20 protein-coding genes are annotated in these 22,518 nt (G+C 61.5%); 11 read left to right on the top strand and 9 right to left on the bottom strand.

Annotated elements, in window-relative coordinates:
* The first annotated feature begins 7 nt into the window (after nt 1-7).
* The 3 genes from QNH97_RS04360 to QNH97_RS04350 all read left to right on the top strand — a co-directional run bounded on the left by QNH97_RS04360 (nt 8) and on the right by QNH97_RS04350 (nt 2,243).
* Complete coding sequence (locus tag QNH97_RS04360; protein ID WP_283555761.1) at nt 8-304, top strand: DUF1244 domain-containing protein; 297 nt, start codon at nt 8-10, stop codon at nt 302-304.
* Nucleotides 297-635: a HopJ type III effector protein gene (locus tag QNH97_RS04355; protein ID WP_283555760.1), complete on the top strand. Its 339-nt coding sequence runs from the start codon at nt 297-299 to the stop codon at nt 633-635. Before QNH97_RS04360 ends, QNH97_RS04355 begins: the two co-directional genes overlap by 8 nt.
* 357 nt (nt 636-992) lie before the next feature.
* A complete protein-coding gene (locus QNH97_RS04350) occupies nt 993-2,243 on the top strand; it encodes a 2-aminoadipate transaminase (protein WP_283555759.1) in 1,251 nt (416 codons plus the stop codon).
* A gap of 184 nt (nt 2,244-2,427) precedes the next feature.
* Here the strand turns inward: QNH97_RS04350 and trxB are convergent, their stop codons facing one another.
* Entirely contained in the window at nt 2,428-3,390 is a 963-nt protein-coding gene (trxB, locus tag QNH97_RS04345; protein WP_283555758.1) for a thioredoxin-disulfide reductase, read from the bottom strand.
* 313 nt (nt 3,391-3,703) lie between these two features.
* Here trxB and cysZ point away from each other — a divergent pair, with 313 nt between their 5' ends.
* Nucleotides 3,704-4,459, top strand: coding sequence for a sulfate transporter CysZ (cysZ, locus tag QNH97_RS04340; RefSeq protein ID WP_283555757.1), 756 nt, complete (start codon nt 3,704-3,706; stop codon nt 4,457-4,459).
* Between the two features lie 39 nt (nt 4,460-4,498).
* Nucleotides 4,499-5,698: a glycosyltransferase family 4 protein gene (locus QNH97_RS04335; RefSeq protein ID WP_283555756.1), complete on the top strand. Its 1,200-nt coding sequence runs from the start codon at nt 4,499-4,501 to the stop codon at nt 5,696-5,698.
* A gap of 137 nt (nt 5,699-5,835) precedes the next feature.
* Here the strand turns inward: QNH97_RS04335 and QNH97_RS04330 are convergent, their stop codons facing one another.
* The 3 genes from QNH97_RS04330 to QNH97_RS04320 form a co-directional block, all read right to left on the bottom strand.
* Nucleotides 5,836-6,939, bottom strand: a complete 1,104-nt coding sequence (locus QNH97_RS04330) for an NADH:flavin oxidoreductase (protein WP_283555755.1) — start codon at nt 6,937-6,939, stop codon at nt 5,836-5,838.
* Nucleotides 6,940-7,189: 250 nt separating this feature from the next.
* Complete coding sequence (locus QNH97_RS04325) at nt 7,190-7,672, bottom strand: glutathione peroxidase (RefSeq protein WP_283555754.1); 483 nt, start codon at nt 7,670-7,672, stop codon at nt 7,190-7,192.
* A gap of 114 nt (nt 7,673-7,786) precedes the next feature.
* A complete protein-coding gene (locus tag QNH97_RS04320) occupies nt 7,787-8,272 on the bottom strand; it encodes an FKBP-type peptidyl-prolyl cis-trans isomerase (RefSeq protein ID WP_003178049.1) in 486 nt (161 codons plus the stop codon).
* Between QNH97_RS04320 and QNH97_RS04315 the strand changes: the two genes are divergently transcribed.
* From QNH97_RS04315 to yihG, 3 genes are read left to right on the top strand one after another with little or no spacing between them, the layout of a single operon-like run.
* Nucleotides 8,241-8,579: a DUF3565 domain-containing protein gene (locus QNH97_RS04315; RefSeq protein ID WP_283555753.1), complete on the top strand. Its 339-nt coding sequence runs from the start codon at nt 8,241-8,243 to the stop codon at nt 8,577-8,579. The two genes, QNH97_RS04320 and QNH97_RS04315, sit on opposite strands and share 32 nt — an antisense overlap.
* A gap of 60 nt (nt 8,580-8,639) precedes the next feature.
* Complete coding sequence (gene pta / locus QNH97_RS04310; RefSeq protein ID WP_283555752.1) at nt 8,640-10,739, top strand: phosphate acetyltransferase; 2,100 nt, start codon at nt 8,640-8,642, stop codon at nt 10,737-10,739.
* The gene (yihG, locus tag QNH97_RS04305; RefSeq protein WP_283555751.1) at nt 10,740-11,648 is read left to right on the top strand and encodes a 1-acylglycerol-3-phosphate O-acyltransferase, YihG family; all 909 of its coding nucleotides are present in this window, start codon (nt 10,740-10,742) and stop codon (nt 11,646-11,648) included.
* Between the two features lie 183 nt (nt 11,649-11,831).
* On the opposite strand, the gene cysN is transcribed toward yihG, so the two are convergent.
* The 3 genes from cysN to QNH97_RS04290 form a co-directional block, all read right to left on the bottom strand.
* Nucleotides 11,832-13,730, bottom strand: a complete 1,899-nt coding sequence (gene cysN, locus QNH97_RS04300) for a sulfate adenylyltransferase subunit CysN (RefSeq protein WP_283555750.1) — start codon at nt 13,728-13,730, stop codon at nt 11,832-11,834.
* Between the two features lie 9 nt (nt 13,731-13,739).
* Nucleotides 13,740-14,657: a sulfate adenylyltransferase subunit CysD gene (gene cysD / locus QNH97_RS04295; RefSeq protein WP_003178041.1), complete on the bottom strand. Its 918-nt coding sequence runs from the start codon at nt 14,655-14,657 to the stop codon at nt 13,740-13,742.
* A gap of 162 nt (nt 14,658-14,819) precedes the next feature.
* Nucleotides 14,820-15,578 (bottom strand): Nif3-like dinuclear metal center hexameric protein, encoded by a 759-nt coding sequence (locus QNH97_RS04290; RefSeq protein WP_283555749.1) that lies wholly within the window; start codon nt 15,576-15,578, stop codon nt 14,820-14,822.
* Nucleotides 15,579-15,682: 104 nt separating this feature from the next.
* Here QNH97_RS04290 and algW point away from each other — a divergent pair, with 104 nt between their 5' ends.
* The 3 genes from algW (at nt 15,683) to QNH97_RS04275 (ending at nt 19,927) form a co-directional block, all read left to right on the top strand.
* On the top strand, nt 15,683-16,843 hold the full coding sequence (gene algW, locus QNH97_RS04285; RefSeq protein WP_265033783.1) for a Do family serine endopeptidase AlgW: 1,161 nt from the start codon (nt 15,683-15,685) through the stop codon (nt 16,841-16,843).
* 233 nt (nt 16,844-17,076) lie between these two features.
* The gene (locus QNH97_RS04280) at nt 17,077-19,182 is read left to right on the top strand and encodes a TonB-dependent siderophore receptor (RefSeq protein ID WP_283555748.1); all 2,106 of its coding nucleotides are present in this window, start codon (nt 17,077-17,079) and stop codon (nt 19,180-19,182) included.
* 25 nt (nt 19,183-19,207) lie between these two features.
* Nucleotides 19,208-19,927, top strand: a complete 720-nt coding sequence (locus QNH97_RS04275; RefSeq protein ID WP_283555747.1) for a DUF4198 domain-containing protein — start codon at nt 19,208-19,210, stop codon at nt 19,925-19,927.
* A gap of 129 nt (nt 19,928-20,056) precedes the next feature.
* Here QNH97_RS04275 and hisC read toward each other — a convergent pair whose 3' ends face one another.
* Complete coding sequence (hisC, locus tag QNH97_RS04270; RefSeq protein ID WP_283555746.1) at nt 20,057-21,109, bottom strand: histidinol-phosphate transaminase; 1,053 nt, start codon at nt 21,107-21,109, stop codon at nt 20,057-20,059.
* A gap of 1 nt (nt 21,110) precedes the next feature.
* Complete coding sequence (hisD, locus tag QNH97_RS04265; protein ID WP_283555745.1) at nt 21,111-22,448, bottom strand: histidinol dehydrogenase; 1,338 nt, start codon at nt 22,446-22,448, stop codon at nt 21,111-21,113.
* Nucleotides 22,449-22,518: the final 70 nt, after the last annotated feature.

Here is a 22,518-nt window from a genome sequence, read left to right as displayed (position 1 = left end):
GACCTCCATGAACGATCAACAACGCCTCGAACTCGAAGCCGCCGCTTTCCGTCGGCTGGTTGCCCACCTGGACAGCCGCAAGGATGTGCAGAACATCGACCTGATGAACCTCTCCGGCTTCTGCCGCAACTGCCTGTCCAAGTGGTACAAGGCCGCCGCCGATGAGCGCCAGATCGAGGTCAGCCTCGACGACGCCCGCGAAGTGGTCTACGGCATGCCGTACGCCGAGTGGAAAGCCCAATACCAGCAAGAAGCCAGCGCCGAACAGCAAGCGGCGTTCGCCAAAGGAAAACCCGATGCCTGACCTGAACACCCTGCGCACCCGCCTCAAGAGCGGCGAACACGCCTTTGCCGACACCCTGGCCTTTATCACCGCTGGCTACGACTACCAGCCCCAGGCCTTCAACAACGGTGGCGTGCAAAACGCCGCTGGGCAGAACGAAGGCTCCTGCAAGACCCTGGGCCTGGCACTGCTTGAAGGCCTGAGCGATGAAGAAGCACTCCTGGCGTTTGGCGAACATTACCGTTCGGTACTGGCCACACCGGAAGGCAGCGATCACGGCAATATCCGTGCGCTGATGGCCCATGGGCTGGCGGGGGTGAAGTTTGAGGTGCAGCCGCTGCAACGGCGCTGACCGACCCTACCTTTTTGGTGAGATCCGTTTTTTGTGCTGCGGTCCGCTTTTGTGGCGAGGGAGCTTGCTCCCGCTGGGCTGCGCAGCAGACCCAGGCAGTCAAACTCAATTTGCCTGACACACCGCGTTGCCAGGTTTGGGGGCCGCTTCGCGCCCCAGCGGGAGCAGGCTCCCTCGCCACATAAGGCAGCGGCAGCATCCGTGCGCTGGTGGCCCACGGGCTGCACATCCCAAGTAATCGGCGCCGCACACACATCCCGACTTTTAAGATTGACCCGGCAACTTTATTTCGTTTGCCGGGCCCCTCTGCTCGCGGCTTAGATAAAGGCAATCTTTCCTCCCGCCGAGCCGTCATCCATGAGCAGCGAAACCATCAGCCAGTCGATTTCCATCGTGCACCCCGTCAGCCTCAGCCATGGCAGGAATGCCGAAGTCTGGGACACCGAGGGCAAGCGCTACATCGATTTCGTCGGCGGCATCGGCGTGCTGAACCTCGGTCATTGTCATCCCCGCGTGGTCGAGGCGATCCGCGAACAGGCCACCCGGCTGACGCACTACGCGTTCAACGCCGCGCCCCATGCGCCCTACATTGCACTGATGGAGCGCCTGGCGGCGTTTGTCCCGGTGGATTACCCGATCAGCGGCATGCTCACCAACAGCGGCGCCGAGGCGGCGGAAAACGCCTTGAAGATCGTGCGCGGCGCCACGGGACGCACCGCCGTCATCGCTTTTGATGGCGGTTTCCACGGTCGAACCCTGGCCACCCTCAACCTCAATGGCAAGGTCGCACCCTACAAACAGAAAGTCGGCGTGCTGCCCGGGCCGGTCTATCACCTGCCCTTCCCTAGCCAGGACAACGGCGTAACGTGCGCCGAGGCCTTGAAGGCCATGGAGCGGCTGTTCAGCGTCGAGATCGACGTGAACGACGTCGCCTGTTTCATCGTCGAGCCGGTCCAGGGCGAAGCCGGTTTCCTGGCCTTGGACATACCGTTCGCCCAGGCCCTGCGGCAATTCTGCGACGACAAGGGCATCGTGCTGATCGTCGATGAAATCCAGTCCGGCTTCGGTCGCACCGGCCAGCGTTTCGCATTCTCGCGACTGGGCATCGAGCCTGACCTGATCCTGCTGGGTAAAAGTATTGCCGGCGGCGTCCCCCTCGGCGCGGTGGTAGGACGCAAGGCGCTGTTGGACAACCTGCCCAAGGGCGGATTGGGCGGCACCTACTCAGGCAACCCCATCGCCTGCGCCGCCGCACTGGCGACCCTGGACGAAATGACCGACGCGAACCTGCACGCCTGGGGCACGCAACAGGAAGAGGCGATCGTCAGCCGCTACGAATCCTGGCGTAGTCGCGCTCTGACGCCTTACCTGGGCCGCCTGACCGGTATCGGCGCCATGCGCGGTATCGAGCTGGCCCACGCCGACGGCACCCCGGCAGCGGCGCAATTGACTCAACTGCTGGCCCTGGCGCGGGAGGCGGGGCTGTTGCTGATGCCCAGCGGTAAATCGCGGCACATCATCCGGCTGCTGGCGCCGCTGACCACCGAGGCGGCGGTGTTGGAAGAGGGCTTGGATATTCTCGAGGCGTGCCTGGAGAAGCTGGCCTGAAGTGCAGCGTTGCTGACCACACAGAACCTGTGGGAGCGAGCTTGCTCGCGATGGCGTCAAGTCTGCCGACATCGATGTTGACTGATACACCGCCATCGCGAGCAAGCTCGCTCCCACAGGAGATCGGTGATCAATATTCAGGTATGAAAAAACCGGCCGAAGCCGGTTTTTTTAAGCGGATGGATCAGAACGAAGCGTTCTGCAGGTCATCCAGGTAACGCTCCGCGTCCAGGGCCGCCATGCAACCGGCACCGGCCGAGGTGATGGCCTGGCGGTAGACGTGGTCGGCCACGTCGCCGGCGGCGAAGATACCTTCGACGCTGGTGGCGGTGGCGTTGCCGTCGCGGCCGCCCTTGACCACCAGGTAGCCGTCCTTGAGATCCAACTGGCCGTCGAACAACAAAGTGTTCGGGGTATGGCCGATGGCGATGAATACACCGTCAACTTTCAGCTCTTCAAAGCTGCCGTCGTTGTTTTTCAGACGGGCACCGGTCACGCCCATGTTGTCGCCCAGCACTTCATTCAGGGTCGCGTTGAGCTTGAGGATGATCTTGCCTTCGGCGACGCGGGCATTGAGCTTGTCGACCAGGATTTTCTCGGCGCGGAATATTTCACGACGATGGACCAGGGTGACCGTGCTGGCGATGTTGGCCAGGTACAAGGCTTCCTCGACGGCGGTGTTGCCGCCACCCACCACGGCCACTGGCTTGTTGCGGTAGAAGAAACCGTCGCAGGTCGCGCAGGCGGAAACGCCCTTGCCCATGAAGGCCTCTTCCGATGGCAGACCGATGTAACGCGCGCTGGCGCCGGTGGCGATGATCAGAGCATCGCAGGTGTAGGTCGCGCTGTCACCCTTCAGGGTGTACGGCTTGGCGGCGAAGTCCACGGCATTGATGTGGTCGAAAACGATTTCAGTCTCGAAACGCTCGGCGTGCTCTTTCATACGCTCCATCAACGCCGGGCCGGTCAGGCCGTGGACGTCCCCCGGCCAGTTGTCGACTTCGGTGGTGGTGGTCAATTGACCGCCGGCCTGCATGCCGGTGATCAGCAGTGGCTTGAGGTTGGCACGGGCTGCATAAACCGCAGCGCTGTAACCGGCAGGGCCGGAACCGAGAATAATCACTCGCGAATGACGGGCTTCAGACATGACCTGCTCCTGTTGACCGGACCTTTCGGGGCCGGAACGCCGGGTGAACGGCGTGAATAAAAAAGGACCGTTGACGCACTTGGGGAAGGCTTGGGTTCGACAGTCCTGAAAAAAGAATGGGTGCAGCGTATCGAGGGTGGGAAGATTAAGGAAATACGGTTTAACAATCCAGCTCATAGGTGAGCTCTATCCGCAGCGGTCCTTTTAATAGGCGCGTCCGCTTCAATAAAGGTTGTTACGCGCGATGTCGCCGCTTTCCCGCGCACGGCAAAGCCGGTAAGGTCGGCGCGTTCACCTTCGCTCGGAGTCACCTATGCCCGCCCCCGTCCTGTCCGGCCCGCAATATTTGCGAGAAGGCCTCAAGCTGATCCTGAGCCCGGGCCTGCGTTTGTTCGTACTCCTGCCCCTGGCGATCAACCTGGTGTTGTTCGTCGGATTGATTTACCTGGCCGGCCATCAGTTCAGCCTGTGGGTCGACACACTGATGCCGTCGCTGCCGGACTGGCTGAGTTTTCTCAACTATGTCCTTTGGCCGCTGTTCGTGGTGCTCGTTGTGCTGATGGTGTTTTTCACCTTCACCATGCTCGCCAACATCATCGCCGCGCCGTTCAATGGCTTTCTCGCGGAAAAAGTCGAAGTCGTCGTCCGTGGCACCGATGATTTCCCCGCCTTCAGTTGGGGCGAGTTGGTCGCCATGATCCCGCGGACCCTCGCCCGGGAGGCGCGCAAGCTTGGCTATTTCCTGCCCCGTGCCCTGGGGCTTTTCGTACTCTCGTTCATCCCCGTGATCAATATCGTGGCCGCACCGCTGTGGCTGCTGTTCGGCGTATGGATGATGGCGATCCAGTACATCGACTATCCAGCGGACAACCACAAGCTGGGCTGGAACGAGATGCTCGCCTGGCTGCGGGAAAAACGCTGGCAGAGCCTGGGCTTTGGCGGCAGCGTGTATTTGGTGCTGCTGATCCCGGTGGTCAATATCCTGATGATGCCGGCGGCGGTGGCCGGGGCAACCTTGTTCTGGGTACGCGAGCAAGGCGCCGAGAACGCGTTGGCTCGGCAAGGCTGAGCCGTCACAAATCCATCATCCTGGCGTCACAATGACGAAATGGCCCTGGTCGACACTGGGGTCATGACCACACATCTGCACATTACCCTGATCACCGAAACCTTCCCGCCGGAAATCAATGGCGTGGCCAATACCCTCGGCCGCCTGTATGACGGCTTGCGTGCTCGCGGGCATCGGGTGGAACTGATCCGGCCCCGCCAGGCCGACGACCAACGCCAGGTCAGTGATGAGCAGTTGCTGCTGTGCCGGGGCTGGCCATTGCCAGGATATCCGGGTTTGCAGTGGGGCCAGGCGTCGATGCACAAACTGCTGCGGCGCTGGAAACGTCATCGCCCAGACGTGTTGTACATCGCCACGGAAGGCCCCCTGGGCTTGTCGGCGTTGCGAGCGGCGCGGCGCCTGGGCATCTCGGTGGTCAGCGGTTTCCACACCAATTTCCAGCAATACACCCAGCAGTACGGCCTCGGTTTGTTGAGTCGAATGCTCACCCATTACCTGCGCTGGTTTCACAACCGCTCCAGCCTGACCCTGGTTCCCAGTCTCAGCCAGCGCATGGAGCTGGAGCGTCGGCATTTCGAGCGGGTGGCGCTGCTGTCTCGCGGCGTGGACAGCCAGTTGTTCCATCCGATCAAACGCTCGGCCACCCTGCGTGAGGCCTGGGGCCTGGGCGATGATGACGTCGCCGTGATCCATGTCGGGCGCCTGGCACCGGAAAAAAACCTCGGTTTGCTCAAGCGCAGTTTCGATACCCTGCGCAGCGCGTTTCCGGGACGGCGGATGAAACTGGTGGTGGTCGGCGACGGCCCGCAGCGGTCCGCGCTGGAGCTGGAGCTGCCCGAGGCGATCTTTTGTGGCTCACAACGTGGCGAGGCGCTGGCCTGTCACTATGCGTCCGCCGATGTGTTTGTCTTTCCAAGCCTGACCGAAACCTTCGGCAATGTCGTGTTGGAAGCATTGGCGTCCGGGCTGGGCGTGGTGGCCTATGATCAGGCGGCGGCGGCGCAACACATTCGCCATGGTTACAACGGCGTGCTGGCAATGCCGGGGGACGAAGAAGCGTTCTGCGACGCAGCACGTTGGCTACTGGAGGAGCGCGAGGCCTTGCGTTGCGTGAGGCTCAATGCTCGCCAGCATGCCAGTCGCCAGGGTTGGGCGGCGGTGATCGAGCAATTTGAGGCGCAGTTGCGTGGGGTTTGTGTGGGCGAGCAGGTGATGCCTGCTGCGCCGACAGTGCGCTGAGTCTTCGGCGATATTGAGATCGCCATCGCGAGCAAGCTCGCTCCCACAGGGGATCTTTGTCGAACACCAGACTCATGCTCGCTGAAGATCAAATGTGGGAGCGAGCTTGCTCGCGATAGCGGCAGATCAGGCGCCGCTTAAACCAGCGTCATCAATGCTTCGCGACTGAACGGCAAGATGTCTTGCTCCCGACCTTCGCGCACTTTTTGCGCCCAGTCCGGATCCACCAGCAGCGCACGCCCTACCGCCACCAGGTCGAACTCATCATTGTTCAGACGCTCCAGCAGATTTTCCAGGCTGGCCGGCTGCGCGACTTTGTCGGTGTTGACCATGAACTGCAGGAACTCGCCATCCAGGCCGACGCTGCCCACGGTGATGGTGGGCTTGCCGGTGAGCTGGCGGGTCCAGCCGGCCAGGTTCAGCGCGGAGCCTTCGAACTCCGGCTCCCAGAAGCGGCGTGTCGAGCAATGGAAAATATCCACGCCAGCCTCGGACAACGGCTTGAGGAATTCGCCCAGGGCTTCAGGGGTCTGCACCAGGCGCGCGGTGTAATCCTGCTGTTTCCATTGGGAGAACCGGAAAATGATCGGGAAGCCCTCGCCCACCGCCGCACGCACGGCGCGGATCAATTCGATCGCAAAGCGCGAACGGTTGGCCAGGCTGCCGCCGTAACCGTCGGTGCGCTGGTTGCTGCCTTCCCAGAAGAACTGGTCCACCAGATAACCGTGGGCACCGTGGATTTCCACACCATCCATGCCGATGCTCTGGGCGTCTTTCGCCGCCTGGGCGAACGCGGCGATGACTTCGTCGATATCGGCCTGGGTCATGCCATGGACCACCACCTGGCCGTCCTTGAGCTTCTCGGTCGGGCCATAGCCCGGAACGCTGGCATCCGGCTCGGTGCCGGTGCGGCGCACACTGCCCACGTGCCACAGCTGTGGAACGATCTTGCCGCCTTCGGCGTGCACCGCATCAACCACTTTTTTCCAACCGGCCAGCGCGGCATCGCCATAGAAGTGCGGCACGTTCGGGTAACCATTGGAAGCCTTGTGCCCGACGGTCGTGCCTTCGGTGATGATCAGGCCTACCCCGGCCGCCGCACGACGACGGTAATACTCGATCACCTTGCTGTTCGGCACGCCACCTGGCGAGAAGGAACGGGTCATCGGCGCCATTACCACGCGGGTCGGCAGCTCGAGCGCGCCAAGCTGGAAGGGTTTGAACAGGGCTTTTACTGGCATGGGGGCACTCCACGGGACAAGGTCGCAGGTCTATATGACGAGGATAATATGTGCCGTGCCGGGTGGTGGGTAGCACTATTGATTGGAGTGATTAAGGACTAGAAGGGAGCGCTGTGGGGTTACTCAATCATGAAACCCCGTGGCGAGGGAGCTTGCTCCCGCTCGGTTGCGCAGCAACCGCAAAGAAACGGGGCTGCTGCGCAGCCCAGCGGGAGCAAGCTCCCTCTCCACAGGGTTCAGTGCCGGGCTATCAAGCCAACGCTTTTTCGATGGCCTGGATCACCGCAGGATCATCCGGCGCCGTGCGCGGCGAGAAACGCGCCAGCACGCGACCGTCCTTGCCGAGCAGGAATTTTTCGAAGTTCCAGGTAATGTCCCCGGGAAACTCGGCGCCCTCGCCCGCCAGTAGGCGGTACAACTGATGACGGTCATGACCGTTCACGTCCAGTTTGCTGGACAGCGGGAACGTCACGCCATAATTGACGCTGCAGAACGCCTGGATCTCCTCCTCGGTCCCCGGCTCTTGCCCGGCGAACTGATTGCAGGGCAGGCCCAGCACGCTGAAGCCTTTGGCCTTGTATTGCTGGTAGAGGTTTTCCAGCGCAGCGTACTGAGGCGTCAGGCCACATTTGGAGGCGACGTTGACCACCAGCACGACTTGCCCCTTGAAAGGCGCCAGAGCAAGCTCCTGACCATCCAGGGCTTTCAGTTTAAGGTCGTGAAAAGCACTCATGACGAACTCCAGGTTTGCGGATCTTTTCGAAACAGCCATGGGTGATGCTAACAGCAACCGACTAAAAAGGCGCCGTGTGGCGCCTCTCCAGTTCACTTGAGCGTAGCGCAGAAATCAGTGGTGATGGCCACCTTCGCCATGGACGTGACCATGCGCGATTTCTTCCTGGCTGGCGTCACGAATGTCGACGATCTTGACCTTGAAGTTCAAGCGCTGGCCGGCCAGTGGGTGGTTGCCGTCAACGGTAACGTCGTCGCCTTCCAGGTCGCGGATGGTGACGATTTGCATCTGGCCATCGGGCGCCGAAGCGTGGAACTGCATGCCCACTTCCAGCTCATCCACGCCTTCGAACATGCTGCGGCTGAGGGTGCTGACCAGTTCGGCGGAATACTCGCCGTAAGCGTCTTCCGGTTCAACGGTAACGTCCAGGTCGTCACCGACAGTTTTGCCTTCCAGGGCTTTCTCCAAGCCCTGGATGATGTTGCCTGCGCCATGCAGGTAGACCAGCGGAGCGCCGCCGGCAGAGCTGTCGATGACCTCACCAGCGTCGTTGGTCAGGGTATAGTCGATGGAGACAGCCTTATTGGCGGCGATCAGCATGGGGCGAGACCTTTTGCATAAGAATGAAGAACGGACAAGTCTAAACAAGGATTTGCCCGAAAGCGAACGGAACCCGGACAAACGGGCTTGCTCGAACAGACCAACGGTCACCGGTTTTCATCAGGACGAGAACGGGCACTGGGTGGCCGAGCTGTCTTGCGGTCACACCCAGCACCTGCGCCACCAGCCTCCGTGGCAATCCCGGGCCTGGGTACTGGACCCGGCGCAACGTATTGAAAAAATAGGCCAGCCCTTTGACTGCGGCTGGTGCGCACAGGCCCCGGTTAGCGATAACCTTGGCGACTGAATTGTGGGTAGATGACCAGTCATAGGTCACGCCATTGCCATGCACCCTTAGAGAATCCGCATGCAAACTTTTTTTATCGCACCCACCGATTTTGGTGTGGGCCTGACCTCCATCAGCCTCGGGCTGGTGCGTACACTCGAACGGGCCGGGCTGAAAGTCGGTTTTTTCAAACCCATCGCCCAGCCTCACCCCGGCGATACCGGGCCGGAGCGATCCACTGAACTGGTGGCCCGCACCCACGGCCTCAAGCCGCCGCAACCCCTGGGCCTGGCTCACGTCGAGCGCATGCTGGGCGACGGCCAGCTCGACGAGCTGCTGGAAGAAATCATCACCCTTTACCAGCAGGCCGCCATCGGCAAGGACGTGCTGGTCGTCGAGGGCATGGTCCCGACCCGCAACGCCAGCTACGCCGCCCGGGTCAACCTGCACCTGGCCAAGAGCCTGGACGCCGAGGTCATCCTGGTGTCGGCGCCGGAAAACGAAGTGCTGACCGAGCTGTCCGGCCGGGTGGAGCTGCAGGCGCAACTGTTTGGCGGGCCGAAAGACCCGAAAGTCCTCGGAGTGATCCTGAACAAGGTCCGCACCGACGAAAGCATGGAAGCGTTTTCCACACGCCTCAAGGAGCACTCGCCCCTGCTGCGCAGCGGCGATTTCCGCCTGCTGGGTTGCATCCCGTTTCGCCCCGAACTCAACGCCCCGCGTACCCGCGACGTGGCCGACCTGATGGGCGCACAGGTGCTCAACGCCGGCGACTACGAAACCCGACGCATGAGCAACATCATCATTTGCGCCCGTACCATGCGCAACACCGTGGAACTGCTCAAGCCCGGCGTGCTGGTGGTGACCCCCGGCGATCGCGACGACATCATCCTGGCCGTCAGCCTCGCCGCGCTCAATGGCGTGCCGCTGGCCGGCCTGCTGTTGACCAGCGACACCCTGCCCGACCCACGCATCATGGACCTGTGCCGCGGCGCCTTGCAGGCCGGGCTGCCGGTGCTGTCGGTAAGCACCGGCTCCTATGACACCGCCAACCTGCTGAACGGTCTGAACAAGGAAATCCCGATCGACGACCGCGAACGCGCCGAGATCATCACCGATTTCGTCGCCAGCCACCTGGACGCCAAGTGGTTGCACCAGCGCTGCGGCACGCCACGGGAAATGCGCCTGTCGCCAGCGGTGTTCCGCTATCAATTGATCCAACGCGCCCAAGCAGCCAACAAACGCATCGTGCTGCCGGAAGGCAGCGAGCCGCTGACCGTCCAGGCCGCTGCCATTTGCCAGGCCCGGGGCATCGCCCGCTGTGTGCTGCTGGCCAAACCGGCCGACGTCGAAGCAGTGGCCCGCGCCCAAGGCATCGAACTGCCGCCGGGGCTGGAGATTCTCGACCCGGATTCGATTCGCGAGCGTTATGTCGAACCGATGGTGCAGTTGCGCAAGAGCAAAAGCCTGAACGCGCCCATGGCCGAGCAGCAACTGGAAGACACCGTGGTCATCGGCACCATGATGCTGGCGCTGGATGAGGTGGACGGGCTGGTGTCCGGAGTCATCCACTCCACCGCCAATACCATCCGCCCGGCCTTGCAACTGATCAAGACCGCACCGGGCTGCACCCTGGTGTCCTCGGTGTTCTTCATGCTGTTTCCCGAAGAAGTGCTGGTCTATGGCGACTGCGTGATGAACCCGCACCCCAGCGCTACGGAACTGGCGGAGATTGCCCTGCAGAGTGCCGATTCGGCCGCCGCGTTCGGTATCACTCCACGGGTGGCCATGCTCAGCTATTCCAGCGGCGAGTCGGCCAGTGGCGAGGAAGTGGAGAAAGTCCGCGAAGCCACCTTGCTGGCCCATGAGGCGCAACACGGCTTGCTGATCGACGGCCCGCTGCAATACGACGCCGCCGCCAACGAAACCGTGGCGCGGCAACTGGCGCCCAACAGTCAGGTGGCCGGCCGGGCAACCGTCTTTATCTTCCCGGACCTGAACACCGGCAACACCACCCACAAGGCGGTGCAGCGCAGCGCCGATTGCGTCAGCCTCGGGCCGATGCTGCAAGGCCTGCGCAAACCGGTGAACGACTTGCCCCGCGGCGCCCAGGTCGACGATATCGTGTACACCATCGCCCTGACCGCGATCCAAGCCGCCAACCGACCCATGGATATTTAAATGCTGGACTTCCTGCCTGCCCCCTTGCGCGGCGTCGTTGCCTCGCTGCTGTTGGCGCTGAACACTATCGCCTGCTGCACCCCGCTGTTCATCGTGGCGATCTTCAAGCTGTTGCTGCCCTTCCCTGCCGCCCAGCGCTTCACTGACTGGCTGATGGGCCACATCCACGAGGCCTGGGTCAGCAATAACAAAGCCTGGATGAACCTGCTGCGCCGCACCCGCTGGCACCTCAGCGGCCTGGAAGGCCTGGACTACCAGCATTCCTACCTGGTCACCAGCAACCACCAGAGCTGGGTCGACATCATGGTGCTGCAGTACGTGCTGAACCGGCGCATCCGTCCGTTGAAGTTTTTTCTCAAGCAAGAGCTGATCTGGGTCCCGGTGATCGGCCTGGCTTGGTGGGCGCTGGGGTTCCCGTTCATGAAGCGCTACTCCAAGGCTTACCTGGAAAAACATCCGGAAAAGAAAGGCAAGGACCTGGCAACCACCCGCAAGACCTGTGCGAAGTTTCGCAACAACCCGGTGGGCATTTTCAACTTTGTCGAAGGCACACGCTTCACCGAAGGCAAGCATGCCCAGCAGCAGTCACCGTTTCGCTACCTGCTCAAGCCCAAGGCCGGCGGCATCGCGTTTGTGCTCGATGCCATGGGTGAACAACTGGAGTCGATCATCAACGTGACGATTCATTATCCGGGCGGGCGTCCGGGGTATTGGGATTTGCTGTGCGGCAAGGTGGGAGAGGTGGTGGTGCACTTCCAGGAACTGAAGATCCCCCCGCAGTTCATCAGGAAAAGCTACGATCAGGACGGCGTGTACCGCCTGGAATTCCAAGGCTGGATCAACCAGTTGTGGCAGGACAAGGATGCGTTGCTGGAGCAGATGCACCGCGAGCATCCCCGTAGATCTTGAGGTGTCTGTACTGGCCTCATCGCGAGCAAGCTCGCTCCCACAGGAGATGGGGGTGAGCTCCGGTCTGGTGTCTCCTGACAACCCCCTGTGGGAGCGAGCTTGCTCGCGATAGCGTCCTTCCAGACAACAAAAAGCCCGCAGATGATCACTCATCTGCGGGCTTTTTACTGACGGCGGCGTTCCTTAGATCGCCCCACGCTTGCGCAGCAGATCCAGCACCTGCTTGACGCTCTCTTCCAGTGTCAGCGACTGGGTGTCGATCACCAGGTCGGCGTCCAGCGGCACGTCATACGGGAAGGACTCGCCCGGGATGTTGTCGCCAGCAGCAGCGTACAGCCCTTGCGGATCACGCTGGGCGCACACCGTCGGCGAGGCCTGGACGTAGACCGTCAGCAAACGTTCCTTGCCGATCAGCGCCTTGGCCTGTTCGCGGCCTTCGGCATCCGGTGCGACAAACGCGGCAAGGGTCAGCAGACCGGCTTCGTTGAACTGACGGGCGACGTGAGCCGCACGGCGCCAGTTCTCGGTACGCCCGGCGCGATCCTGCGGCAAGCCCTTGTTCAGGTCATGGCGCAGGTTCTGGCCGTCGAGGACGAATACCGCACGCCCCATGTCGAACAACTTGCGTTCCACCGCATAGGCCAGCGTGCTTTTACCCGCGCCCGACAGGCCGCTGAACAACACCGTGGCCGGTTGCTGGCCGAAACGCTGGGCGCGCTCCTCCACTGACACGTGGGCCAGTTTGCCGTGGTGCGTGCTGTGGCCGTGGGCCAGCGGCTGGGCGACGATCATGCCGGCGCCGACCGTGCCGTTGGTCAGGCGGTCGATGATGATGAACGCGCCGGTGGTGCGGTTGCTCTCGTAACCGTCCAAGGCGATCGGCGCATCCAGGGCGATCTTCACCTTGCCGATTTCATTGAGCTGCAACGCGCTGGCCGGACCTTCTTCCAGGGTGTTCACGTCGACCTTGTTGACGATGCTGGCAATCGAGCCGGGCACGTAACTGGTGGCGCGCTTGATGTCGTATTTCTTGCCCGGCAGCATCGGCTCTTCAGCCATCCACACCAGCATCGCTTCGAAATTGTCGGTCACCGGTGGCACGTTGTCGGCATGCACCAGCAGGTCGCCACGGGAGATGTCGATCTCGTCTTCCATGGTCAGCGTCACCGCCTGGCCTGGGCCGGCGTGTTCCAACTCACCTTCGAAGGTAACGATGGATTTGACACGGCTGCTCTTGCCCGACGGCAGCACCACCACTTCATCGCCCTTGTGCACGATGCCGCTGGCGAGGGTGCCGGCGAAACCGCGGAAGTTCAGGTTCGGACGGTTGACGTACTGCACCGGGAAACGCAGGTCAGTGAAGTTACGGTCGCCCGCCACTTCCACGGTCTCGAGGATTTCCATCAGCGACTGGCCGGTGTACCACGGCGAGCGCTCGGACTTGTTCACCACGTTGTCGCCCTTGAGGGCCGACATCGGCACGAAATGCATGCTGGTGGGCTTCAACTTCAAGCCTTCGGCAAACTTGAGGTAGTCGGCCTTGATCGACTCGAACACACCTTGGTCGAAGTCCTTCAAATCCATCTTGTTGATGGCGACGACGATGTGCTTGATGCCCAGCAACGAGGCGATGAAGCTGTGGCGACGGGTTTGGGTCTGCACGCCGTAGCGGGCGTCCACCAGGATGATCGCCAGGTCACAGGTAGAAGCACCGGTGGCCATGTTGCGGGTGTACTGCTCATGGCCCGGGGTATCGGCGATGATGAATTTGCGCTTGGCGGTGGAGAAATAGCGGTACGCGACATCGATGGTGATGCCTTGTTCGCGCTCGGCCTGCAGGCCGTCGACCAGCAACGCCAGGTCGATGTCGTCACCGGTGGTGCCGACTTTCTTCGAATCGCGGGTGATGGCTTCCAGGTGATCTTCGTAGATCATCTTGGAGTCGTGCAGCAGGCGCCCGATCAGGGTGCTCTTGCCGTCGTCGACGTTACCGCAGGTCAGGAAACGCAGCAGCTCTTTACGCTCGTGCTGGCCCAGGTAGGCGAGGATGTCCTCGCTGATCAAATCAGATTGGTGCGACATGACAACCCCTTAGAAATAACCCTGACGTTTTTTATCTTCCATCGAGCCTGCGCCATCGTGGTCGATGACCCGGCCCTGGCGCTCGGAAGTTCGCGTCAGGAGCATTTCCTGGATGATGTCCGTCAGGCTCTCGGCCTCGGACTCCACCGCGCCCGTCAACGGGTAGCAGCCGAGGGTACGGAAACGCACTTTCTTCTTGACGATACGGGCTTTGTCTTCATCAGACAGGTGCTCGAGGATGCGCTCGTCGTCGATCATGATCAGCGTGCCGTTCTTCTCGATCACTTCACGCTCGGCGGCGAAGTACAGCGGCACGATCGGGATGCCTTCGAGGTAGATGTACTGCCAGATGTCCAGTTCGGTCCAGTTAGACAGTGGGAATACGCGGATCGACTCGCCCTTGTTGACCTTGCCGTTGTAGACGTTCCACAGCTCCGGGCGCTGGTTCTTCGGGTCCCAACGGTGCTTGCTGTCGCGGAACGAGTACACGCGCTCCTTGGCGCGGGATTTCTCTTCATCGCGACGAGCACCGCCAAACGCAGCGTCGAAACCATATTTGTCCAAGGCCTGCTTGAGGCCTTCGGTCTTCATGATGTCGGTGTGCTTGGCACTGCCGTGGGTGAACGGGTTGATGCCCTGCGCCACGCCGTCCGGGTTCACATGGGTGATCAGGTCCAGGCCCAGTTCCTCGACCATGCGGTCGCGGAACTTGTACATTTCCTGGAATTTCCAGCGGGTGTCGACGTGCATCACCGGAAACGGCAGCTTGCCGGGGAAGAACGCCTTGCGTGCCAGGTGCAGCATCACGGCGGAGTCTTTACCGATGGAGTACAGCATCACCGGGTTATCGAACTCGGCGGCCACCTCGCGGATGATGTGGATGCTTTCCGCCTCCAGCTGTTTCAGATGCGTCAGTTTGTCGACCATGGCTACTCACGAAAACTTTCTTATGAACGGCCAGCGGGCCGTGTTCGAGCGGGGAATCCTAGCACAGCGTCCTCTTCTAATCAGGGCGCCAACTAGATCGAAACAGCATATGGATATGCCTGGGGGTTCGGGCATTGCAGCTCCCACAGTGGCTATAAGCAGTCAAATAGGATTCGGGCAATCGATGAATATGTGCTCCAGGGCAAACCGTCGCGCCAGGTAATCGCCCAATGCCTGGACACCGTAGCGCTCAGTCGCATGGTGCCCGGCGGCGATGAAGCTGATGCCGTTTTCCCGGGCGCTGTGGAAGGTCTGCTCCGACGCCTCGCCGCTGAGGTACAGGTCGACCCCGGCCAATACCGCCTGATCGATGTAGCCCTGGCCACCACCCGTGCACCAACCGACCCGGCGAATCATCTGCTCGCCTTCGATCAACAACGGCTCGCGACCCATGACTTCCTGGACCTTGCGGGCGAAATCCCGAGGCGTCATCGGCTCGGACAAGGAGCCGACCAGGCCGACAACCTTGGGATTGTCCGGATCCAGCGGCCCCTCGACAGTGATGTCCAATTGACGGGCCAGTTGCACGTTATTACCCACGTCAGCATGCAAATCCAGCGGCAAGTGATAAGCCAGCAGACTGATGTCATGCTTGAGCAAGGTTTTCAGGCGACGTTGCTTCATGCCGGTGATACAAGGGTTTTCGCCCTTCCAGAAGTAGCCGTGATGCACCAGCACCAGGTCGGCATCGGCTTCCACTGCGGCATCGAGCAACGCCTGGCTGGCAGTCACGCCACTGACAATACGCCTCACCTGCGGCGCGCCTTCGACCTGCAGGCCGTTGGGGCAATAATCGGCAATCCGGCTGCTGGCCAGGTAACGGTCCGCTTCTTCGACCAGGGTGCTCAGGGCTACGGCCATGAAAAGACTCCTAAATATCCCGTTCAGAGGCGCGCGCGGCCTCGTATAATGCGCGTCATTATGGGCGGTCTCATACCGCCTGCAACCTTTGTAGGACGTGCTTAATGCTCAAGGCGCTGCGTTTTTCCGGCTGGCCGCTGTTGGCTGGCGTGCTTGTCGCTCTACTGATTATCCAGCGCTACCCGGAATGGGTCGGCCTGCCAAGCCTCGACGTCAACCTGCAGCAGGCACCGCAAACCAAGGCTGTGCAGCAGGGGCCGGTGTCCTACGCCGACGCCGTGACCACTGCTGCCCCGGCGGTGGTCAACCTGTACACCACCAAGGTCATCAACAAGCCTAGCCATCCGCTGTTCGAAGACCCGCAATTCCGACGTTTCTTCGGCGACAACTCGCCCAAGCAGAAGCGCATGGAGTCGAGCCTGGGGTCGGGCGTGATCATGAGCCCGGAAGGTTATATTTTGACCAACAACCACGTCACCAGCGGAGCCGACCAGATCGTGGTGGCCCTCAAGGATGGCCGTGAAACCCTGGCCCGGGTCATCGGTAGCGACCCGGAAACCGACCTCGCGGTGTTGAAGATCGACCTGAAGAACCTGCCGGCCATCACCATCGGCCGCTCCGACAGCATCCGCATCGGCGATGTCACCCTGGCCATCGGCAACCCGTTCGGCGTCGGCCAGACCGTGACCATGGGCATCATCAGCGCCACTGGACGCAACCAGTTGGGCCTGAACAACTACGAAGACTTCATCCAGACCGATGCCGCGATCAACCCTGGCAACTCCGGCGGCGCACTGGTGGATGCCAATGGCAACCTCACTGGGATCAACACGGCGATTTTCTCCAAGTCCGGTGGCAGCCAGGGCATCGGTTTCGCCATTCCGGTGAAACTGGCCATGGAGGTGATGAAGTCCATCATCGAACACGGCCAGGTGATTCGCGGCTGGCTGGGGATTGAGGTCCAGCCGCTGACCCAGGAACTAGCGGAGTCCTTCGGCTTGTCCGGACGGCCTGGAATCGTGGTGGCGGGGATTTTCCGCGATGGCCCGGCGCAGAAGGCCGGCTTGCAGCTGGGCGACGTGATCCTGAGCATCGACGGCGAACCGGCTGGCGATGGCCGCCGCTCGATGAACCAGGTGGCGCGGATCAAGCCCACCGACAAAGTCACCATCCAGGTGATGCGCAATGGCAAGGAACTCAAGCTCACCGCCGAAATCGGCCTGCGTCCCCCGCCGGCACCGGTGGTGCTCAAGGAAGAAGAGTAATCCCGTGGCGAGGGAGCTTGCTCCCGCTGGGCTGCGCAGCAGCCCTAAACTCCTCCCCTCAGAACATCAGACTGATCGCATTCAATTCCCAGGGGCTGCTTCGCAGCCCAGCGGGAGCAAGCTCCCTCGCCACAAAAACAGTGTCCTGATTGCTTTCTCTGAAAACAGAGATAGCATGAGTTCTCATTAGTAGTGTTATATTGTTTCAAATATAAGATTTGGAACAACATAACATGTCATCCCTAAAACGGCTTTCCCTCGCCAGCCTGGCCCTGGGCCTACTGGGCGATCCAGCCTACGCCGAAGAAAACCAACCGCTGGAGCTGGACGCCATCAGCGTGACGTCCGAGTACGAATCGCCCACCGGCCCCGTCACAGGCTATCGCGCGACCCGCTCGGCCAGCGCCACCAAGACCGACACCGCCCTGCGCGACATCCCGCAATCCATCAGCGTGATCCCCGCCAGCGTCCTCAAGGATTTGGGCAGCACCAGCGTCGAGCGGGCGCTGGAATATGCCGGCGGCGTGTCCAAGCAAAACAACTTCGGTGGCCTGACGCTCTACGAATACAGCGTGCGTGGCTTCACCACATCGGAATTCTACAAGGACGGCTTCAGCGCCAACCGCGGCTATCCAAGCACTCCAGACGCGGCCAACATCGAACGCATTGAAGTGTTGAAGGGCCCGGCGGCCAGCCTGTATGGGCGAGGCGATCCCGGCGGCACGGTGAACATCGTCACCAAGAAGCCCCAGCCCGAAGCCTTCACCACCTTGCAAACCAGCGCCGGCAGTTGGGATCGCTACCGCACCGCGCTGGACGTCAACACGCCATTGGACGCCGAGGGCAACCTGCTGTCGCGGGTCAACCTGGCGGTCGAGGACAATCACAGCTTTCGCGATCACCTCGACAGCAAGCGCGTCTTCGTCGCGCCCTCCATCAGTTGGCAACTGAGTCCAGACACCCACCTGCTGGTAGAAAGCGAAATCGTGCGCCACAGCTCGACGTTCGACCGCGGCATCGTCGCCCCGAACAACCGCTGGAGCGGCGTTTCCCGTTCGACCTTCCTGGGCGAGCCCAACGACGGCGACATCGACAACCACAACAACATGCTCCAGGCCGCCCTCGAACATCAGCTCAATGATACCTGGCAAGTGCGCCTGGCCAGCCATTACAAGCAGGGCGAACTCTGGGGTTTTGCCTCAGAAGCGCGACCGCTGAACGCCGACGGCCGCACAGTGAACCGCCGCTACCGTGAGCGCGACAACGATTGGCACGACAGCATTACCCAACTGGAATTGCGTGGGCTATTCGACCTCGGCCCCTGGCAGCATGAACTGTTGGTCGGTACTGAATACGAGGACTACCGCAAGAACGAACGCGTGACCACCATCCCCGGCGGTACTTATCCCATCGACATCTATCAGCCGGTCTATGGCCAGCCAAAACCCAACGGCACGCCTTTCGGCACAGACTTCTTCGAGCGTGTGCAAAGCCGGGCCCTGAACCTCCAGGACCAGATCGTGTTCACCGACAAACTGCGGGGGATGATCGGCGTGCGTTATGAGCACTTCGAGCAGAGCATTGACGATCACACCACCAATGTCACCAGCCGCCAACGTCACGACGCCCTGACGCAACGGGCCGGCTTGCTGTATCAACTGACGCCGCAAGTCGGGCTGTTCGCCAATGCCTCCACCTCGTTCAAGCCCAATAATGGCCTGGATGCGGACGGTAAGACTTTCGATCCGGAGGAAGGTGTCGGCTATGAAGTGGGGATCAAGAGCGAGCTGTTCGACGATCGCCTGAGTACCACCCTGGCGGCATTTCATATAGAGAAGGAAAACGTCCTGGCGCAAGTCGCCGGGACCGACTTCAAACGCGCCATGGGCAAGGCCCGCAGCCAAGGGTTCGATCTACAGGTCACCGGGCAGGTGACTGATGCCGTGCGCGTAATTGGCGCCTTCGCCTACATCGATGCAGAAGTGACCGAGGGTGACGAGGAAATTCCCACAGGCAGCCGGATCCTCGGCGTCGCCAAGCGCAGCGGCAGCCTGCTCGGCGTCTATGAATTCCAGGACGGGCACCTGCGGGGTTCGGATCTCGGCGCGGCGTTCACCTATGTCGGAGACCGCTCGGGTGAAGCCGGCAAGGATTTCGAATTGCCGGCCTACCACACCGTTGACCTGCTGGCCCATTACAAAGCCAGCGATAACGTCACCGTGGGCCTGAACCTGAACAACGTCTTCGACGAAAAATACTTCGAGCGCTCCTACAGCAATTACTGGGTCACCCCCGGCGCGCCACGCAACTTCACCGTCAGCCTCACCCTCGATCTGTAAAAGGCCCATCACTATGAAACACCCCATGAAACACCCCAAGACACTCGCCCTTCTCGGCTTGCTCCTGGCTACACAAGTTTCGGCCCACGGCCTGTGGACCGAACAACGGCGCGGCAATATCGAGGTGATTTACGGTCACGGCGCCGAAGACAATGCCTTCAAGGCGCAGAAAATCAGCGGCGCCTGGGCCTATGACCTGGGGGGCAAGATGATCCCCGTCACCGTGGAGCGCCTGCCGGACCACGCCCGCCTGCAGCCCCTCAAGCCACCCGCCGTGATGGCCGTGGAACTGGACAACGGCATGTGGTCCCAGACCGCCGACAAGAAGTGGATCAATGAAGGCCGCAGCAAAGTACCCGGGGCGATTGAATCGACCCACACCTTCAAGTACAGCCTGGCGATCTACGAGCCTGGGGCGAAGTTGCCGAAGCTCGATCAGGTCAAGTTCCTGATCCTGCCGGAAGTCGACCCGCTGACCGTCGGTCCGGGCCAGTCACTACCGGTACGGGTGCTGCTGGATGGCAAACCGGCGGCCGGTGTGAAACTGGTGGGCGATTACCGCAGCGCACCGGACACCGTATCGACTGAAACCGACGCCGAAGGCCGGGCCAAGGTCGTGGTGCGTAATGAAGGGTTGAATGTGATTGCCGCGCAGATGGAAATTACCCTCAAGGACAACAAGGATGTGGCAACACGCGGCGTGTTTACCTCGCTGACATTCGTCGGCGAGCCGCATCACGATTAATCCCTGAACACCTAAAGGCAATGTGGGAGCGAGCTTGCTCGCGATAGCGATGGTTCAGTCAGTACTGAAGTAACTGACATACCGCTATCGCGAGCAAGCTCGCTCCCACATTAGGTTCAACAGCGGGCTTTAGAGTTCGCCGAGGGCTTCGATCAGCGCCTGGTTCTGCTCAGGCGTGCCAATGCTGATCCGCAGGAACTGGGCGATCCGCTCCTGCTTGAAGTGCCGCACGATCACCCCTTGCTCCCGCAGTTTCGCCGCCAAGCCTGCCGCATCGTGCCGCGGGTGACGGGCGAAGATGAAGTTGGCCGCCGAAGGCAGCACTTCAAAGCCCTTGGCTTGCAGTTGCGCCACCACCCATTCACGGTGCTCGATGACCAACCGGCAAGTCATATCGAAGTGCTCGCGGTCGTCGAACGCCGCCGCGCCGCCGACATTCGCCAGACGATCCAGAGGATAGGAGTTGAAGCTGTTCTTGATCCGCTCCAGTGCTTCGATCAGGTCCGGATGGCCCACCGCCAGACCCACCCGCAGCCCCGCCAGCGAGCGGGACTTGGATAAGGTCTGGGTCACCAGCAGGTTCGGGTAACGGTCCACCAGGCTGATGGCCGTCTCGCCGCCAAAGTCGATATAGGCTTCATCGACCACCACCACCGAATCCGGGCTGGCCTGGAGAATCTGCTCCACCGCCTCCAGCGCCAACAGGCAGCCAGTGGGGGCGTTCGGGTTGGGGAAGATGATTCCGCCGTTTGGTTTGGCATAGTCCGCCGGATCGATGCGGAACTGTGCGTCAAGGGGTACCGCGTCGAACTGGATGCCGTACAGCCCGCAATACACCGGATAAAAACTGTAGCTGATGTCCGGGAACAGCAACGGCTGGTCGTGTTGCAACAGGCCGTGAAAAATGTGCGCCAACACTTCATCCGAGCCATTGCCCAGGAACACCTGGTTGCCCTGCACACTGTAATACCGGGCCACGGCGCTTTTCAGCAGGTCGCTGTTGGGATCCGGGTACAGGCGCAGGTTGTCATTGAGCTCGGTCTGCATCGCCGCGAGCGCCTTGGGCGAAGGCCCGTAAGGGTTCTCGTTGGTGTTGAGCTTGACCAGGCGGGTCAGCTTCGGCTGTTCGCCCGGCACGTAGGGCACCAGGTTCTTGACGAACGGGCTCCAGAATTTACTCATTTCAGTTCCCCTGCCCTTCAATGGAAGGCTCGTCAAGAATGCGGTATTCGGCGCTGCGGGCGTGGGCGCTCAGCGATTCGCCACGGGCCAGCACCGAAGCGGTCTTGCCCAGTTCGGAGGCGCCCTGCTCGGAGCAGAAGATGATCGACGAACGTTTCTGGAAGTCATACACCCCCAGCGGCGATGAGAAGCGCGCGGTGCCGGACGTTGGCAACACGTGGTTGGGGCCTGCGCAATAATCACCCAAGGCTTCACTGGTGTGGCGGCCCATGAAGATCGCACCGGCGTGGCGGATCAGTGGCAGCCAGGCCTGCGGGTCAGCGACCGACAGCTCCAGGTGTTCCGGTGCGATGCGGTTGGCGACCTCGATGGCCTGCTCCATGTCGCGGACCTTGATCAGTGCGCCACGGCCGTTGATCGACGTGTTGATGATCTCGGCGCGATCCATGGTGGGCAGCAGCTTGTCGATGCTGGCGGCAACCTTGTCGAGAAACTCGGCGTCCGGGCTGACCAGGATCGCCTGGGCGTCTTCGTCGTGCTCAGCCTGGGAAAACAGGTCCATGGCAATCCAGTCCGGATCGGTCTGGCCGTCACACACCACGAGGATTTCAGACGGGCCGGCGATCATGTCGATGCCGACCTGGCCAAACACATGGCGCTTGGCAGTGGCGACGTAGATATTGCCCGGCCCGACCACCTTATCGACCCTCGGCACGCTCTCGGTGCCGTAGGCCAGCGCGGCGACGGCCTGGGCGCCGCCGATGGTGAACACCCGGTCCACCCCGGCGATGCAGGCGGCGGCCAGCACCAGTTCGTTGATTTCACCGCGCGGTGTAGGGACGACCATGACCACTTCGGTCACGCCGGCAACCTTGGCCGGGATCGCGTTCATCAGTACCGAGGACGGATAGGACGCCTTGCCACCCGGTACATACAGGCCGGCGCGGTCCAGCGGCGTGACCTTCTGGCCCAGCACCGTGCCGTCGGCCTCGGTGTAGCTCCAGGAGTCCTGCTTCTGTCTTTCGTGATAATCGCGCACCCGGGAGGCGGCTTTTTCCAGGGCTTCGCGCTGGGGCACGGTGATCCGGGTCAGGGCCAGCTCCAGGCGCTCGCGCGGCAGGATCAAGTCGGCCATGGACGCCACTTGCAGGCCGTCGAATTTCTGGGTGAATTCCACCAAGGCTTCATCGCCACGCTCGCGCACGGCCTTGATGATCTCCAGCACCCGCAGATTGACCGAGTCGTCAGACACACTTTCCCAGCTCAGCAGATGATCCAGATGATGTGCGAAATCCGGGTCGGCAGCGTTGAGTCGGCGAATCGAAGTGGGAGCGGTCATAGCGAGGGCCTCATTAATGGCAAATGCTCAGGCGCCCTAAGCTACCAGTCCATTCGCGTGGGCACCTGAG

The organism is Pseudomonas sp. G2-4, assembly GCF_030064125.1.
In the GTDB taxonomy this organism is placed as follows: domain Bacteria; phylum Pseudomonadota; class Gammaproteobacteria; order Pseudomonadales; family Pseudomonadaceae; genus Aquipseudomonas.
The sequence above is the reverse complement of the archived record's forward strand: the minus strand, read 5'-3'. Positions and strand labels throughout refer to the sequence as shown.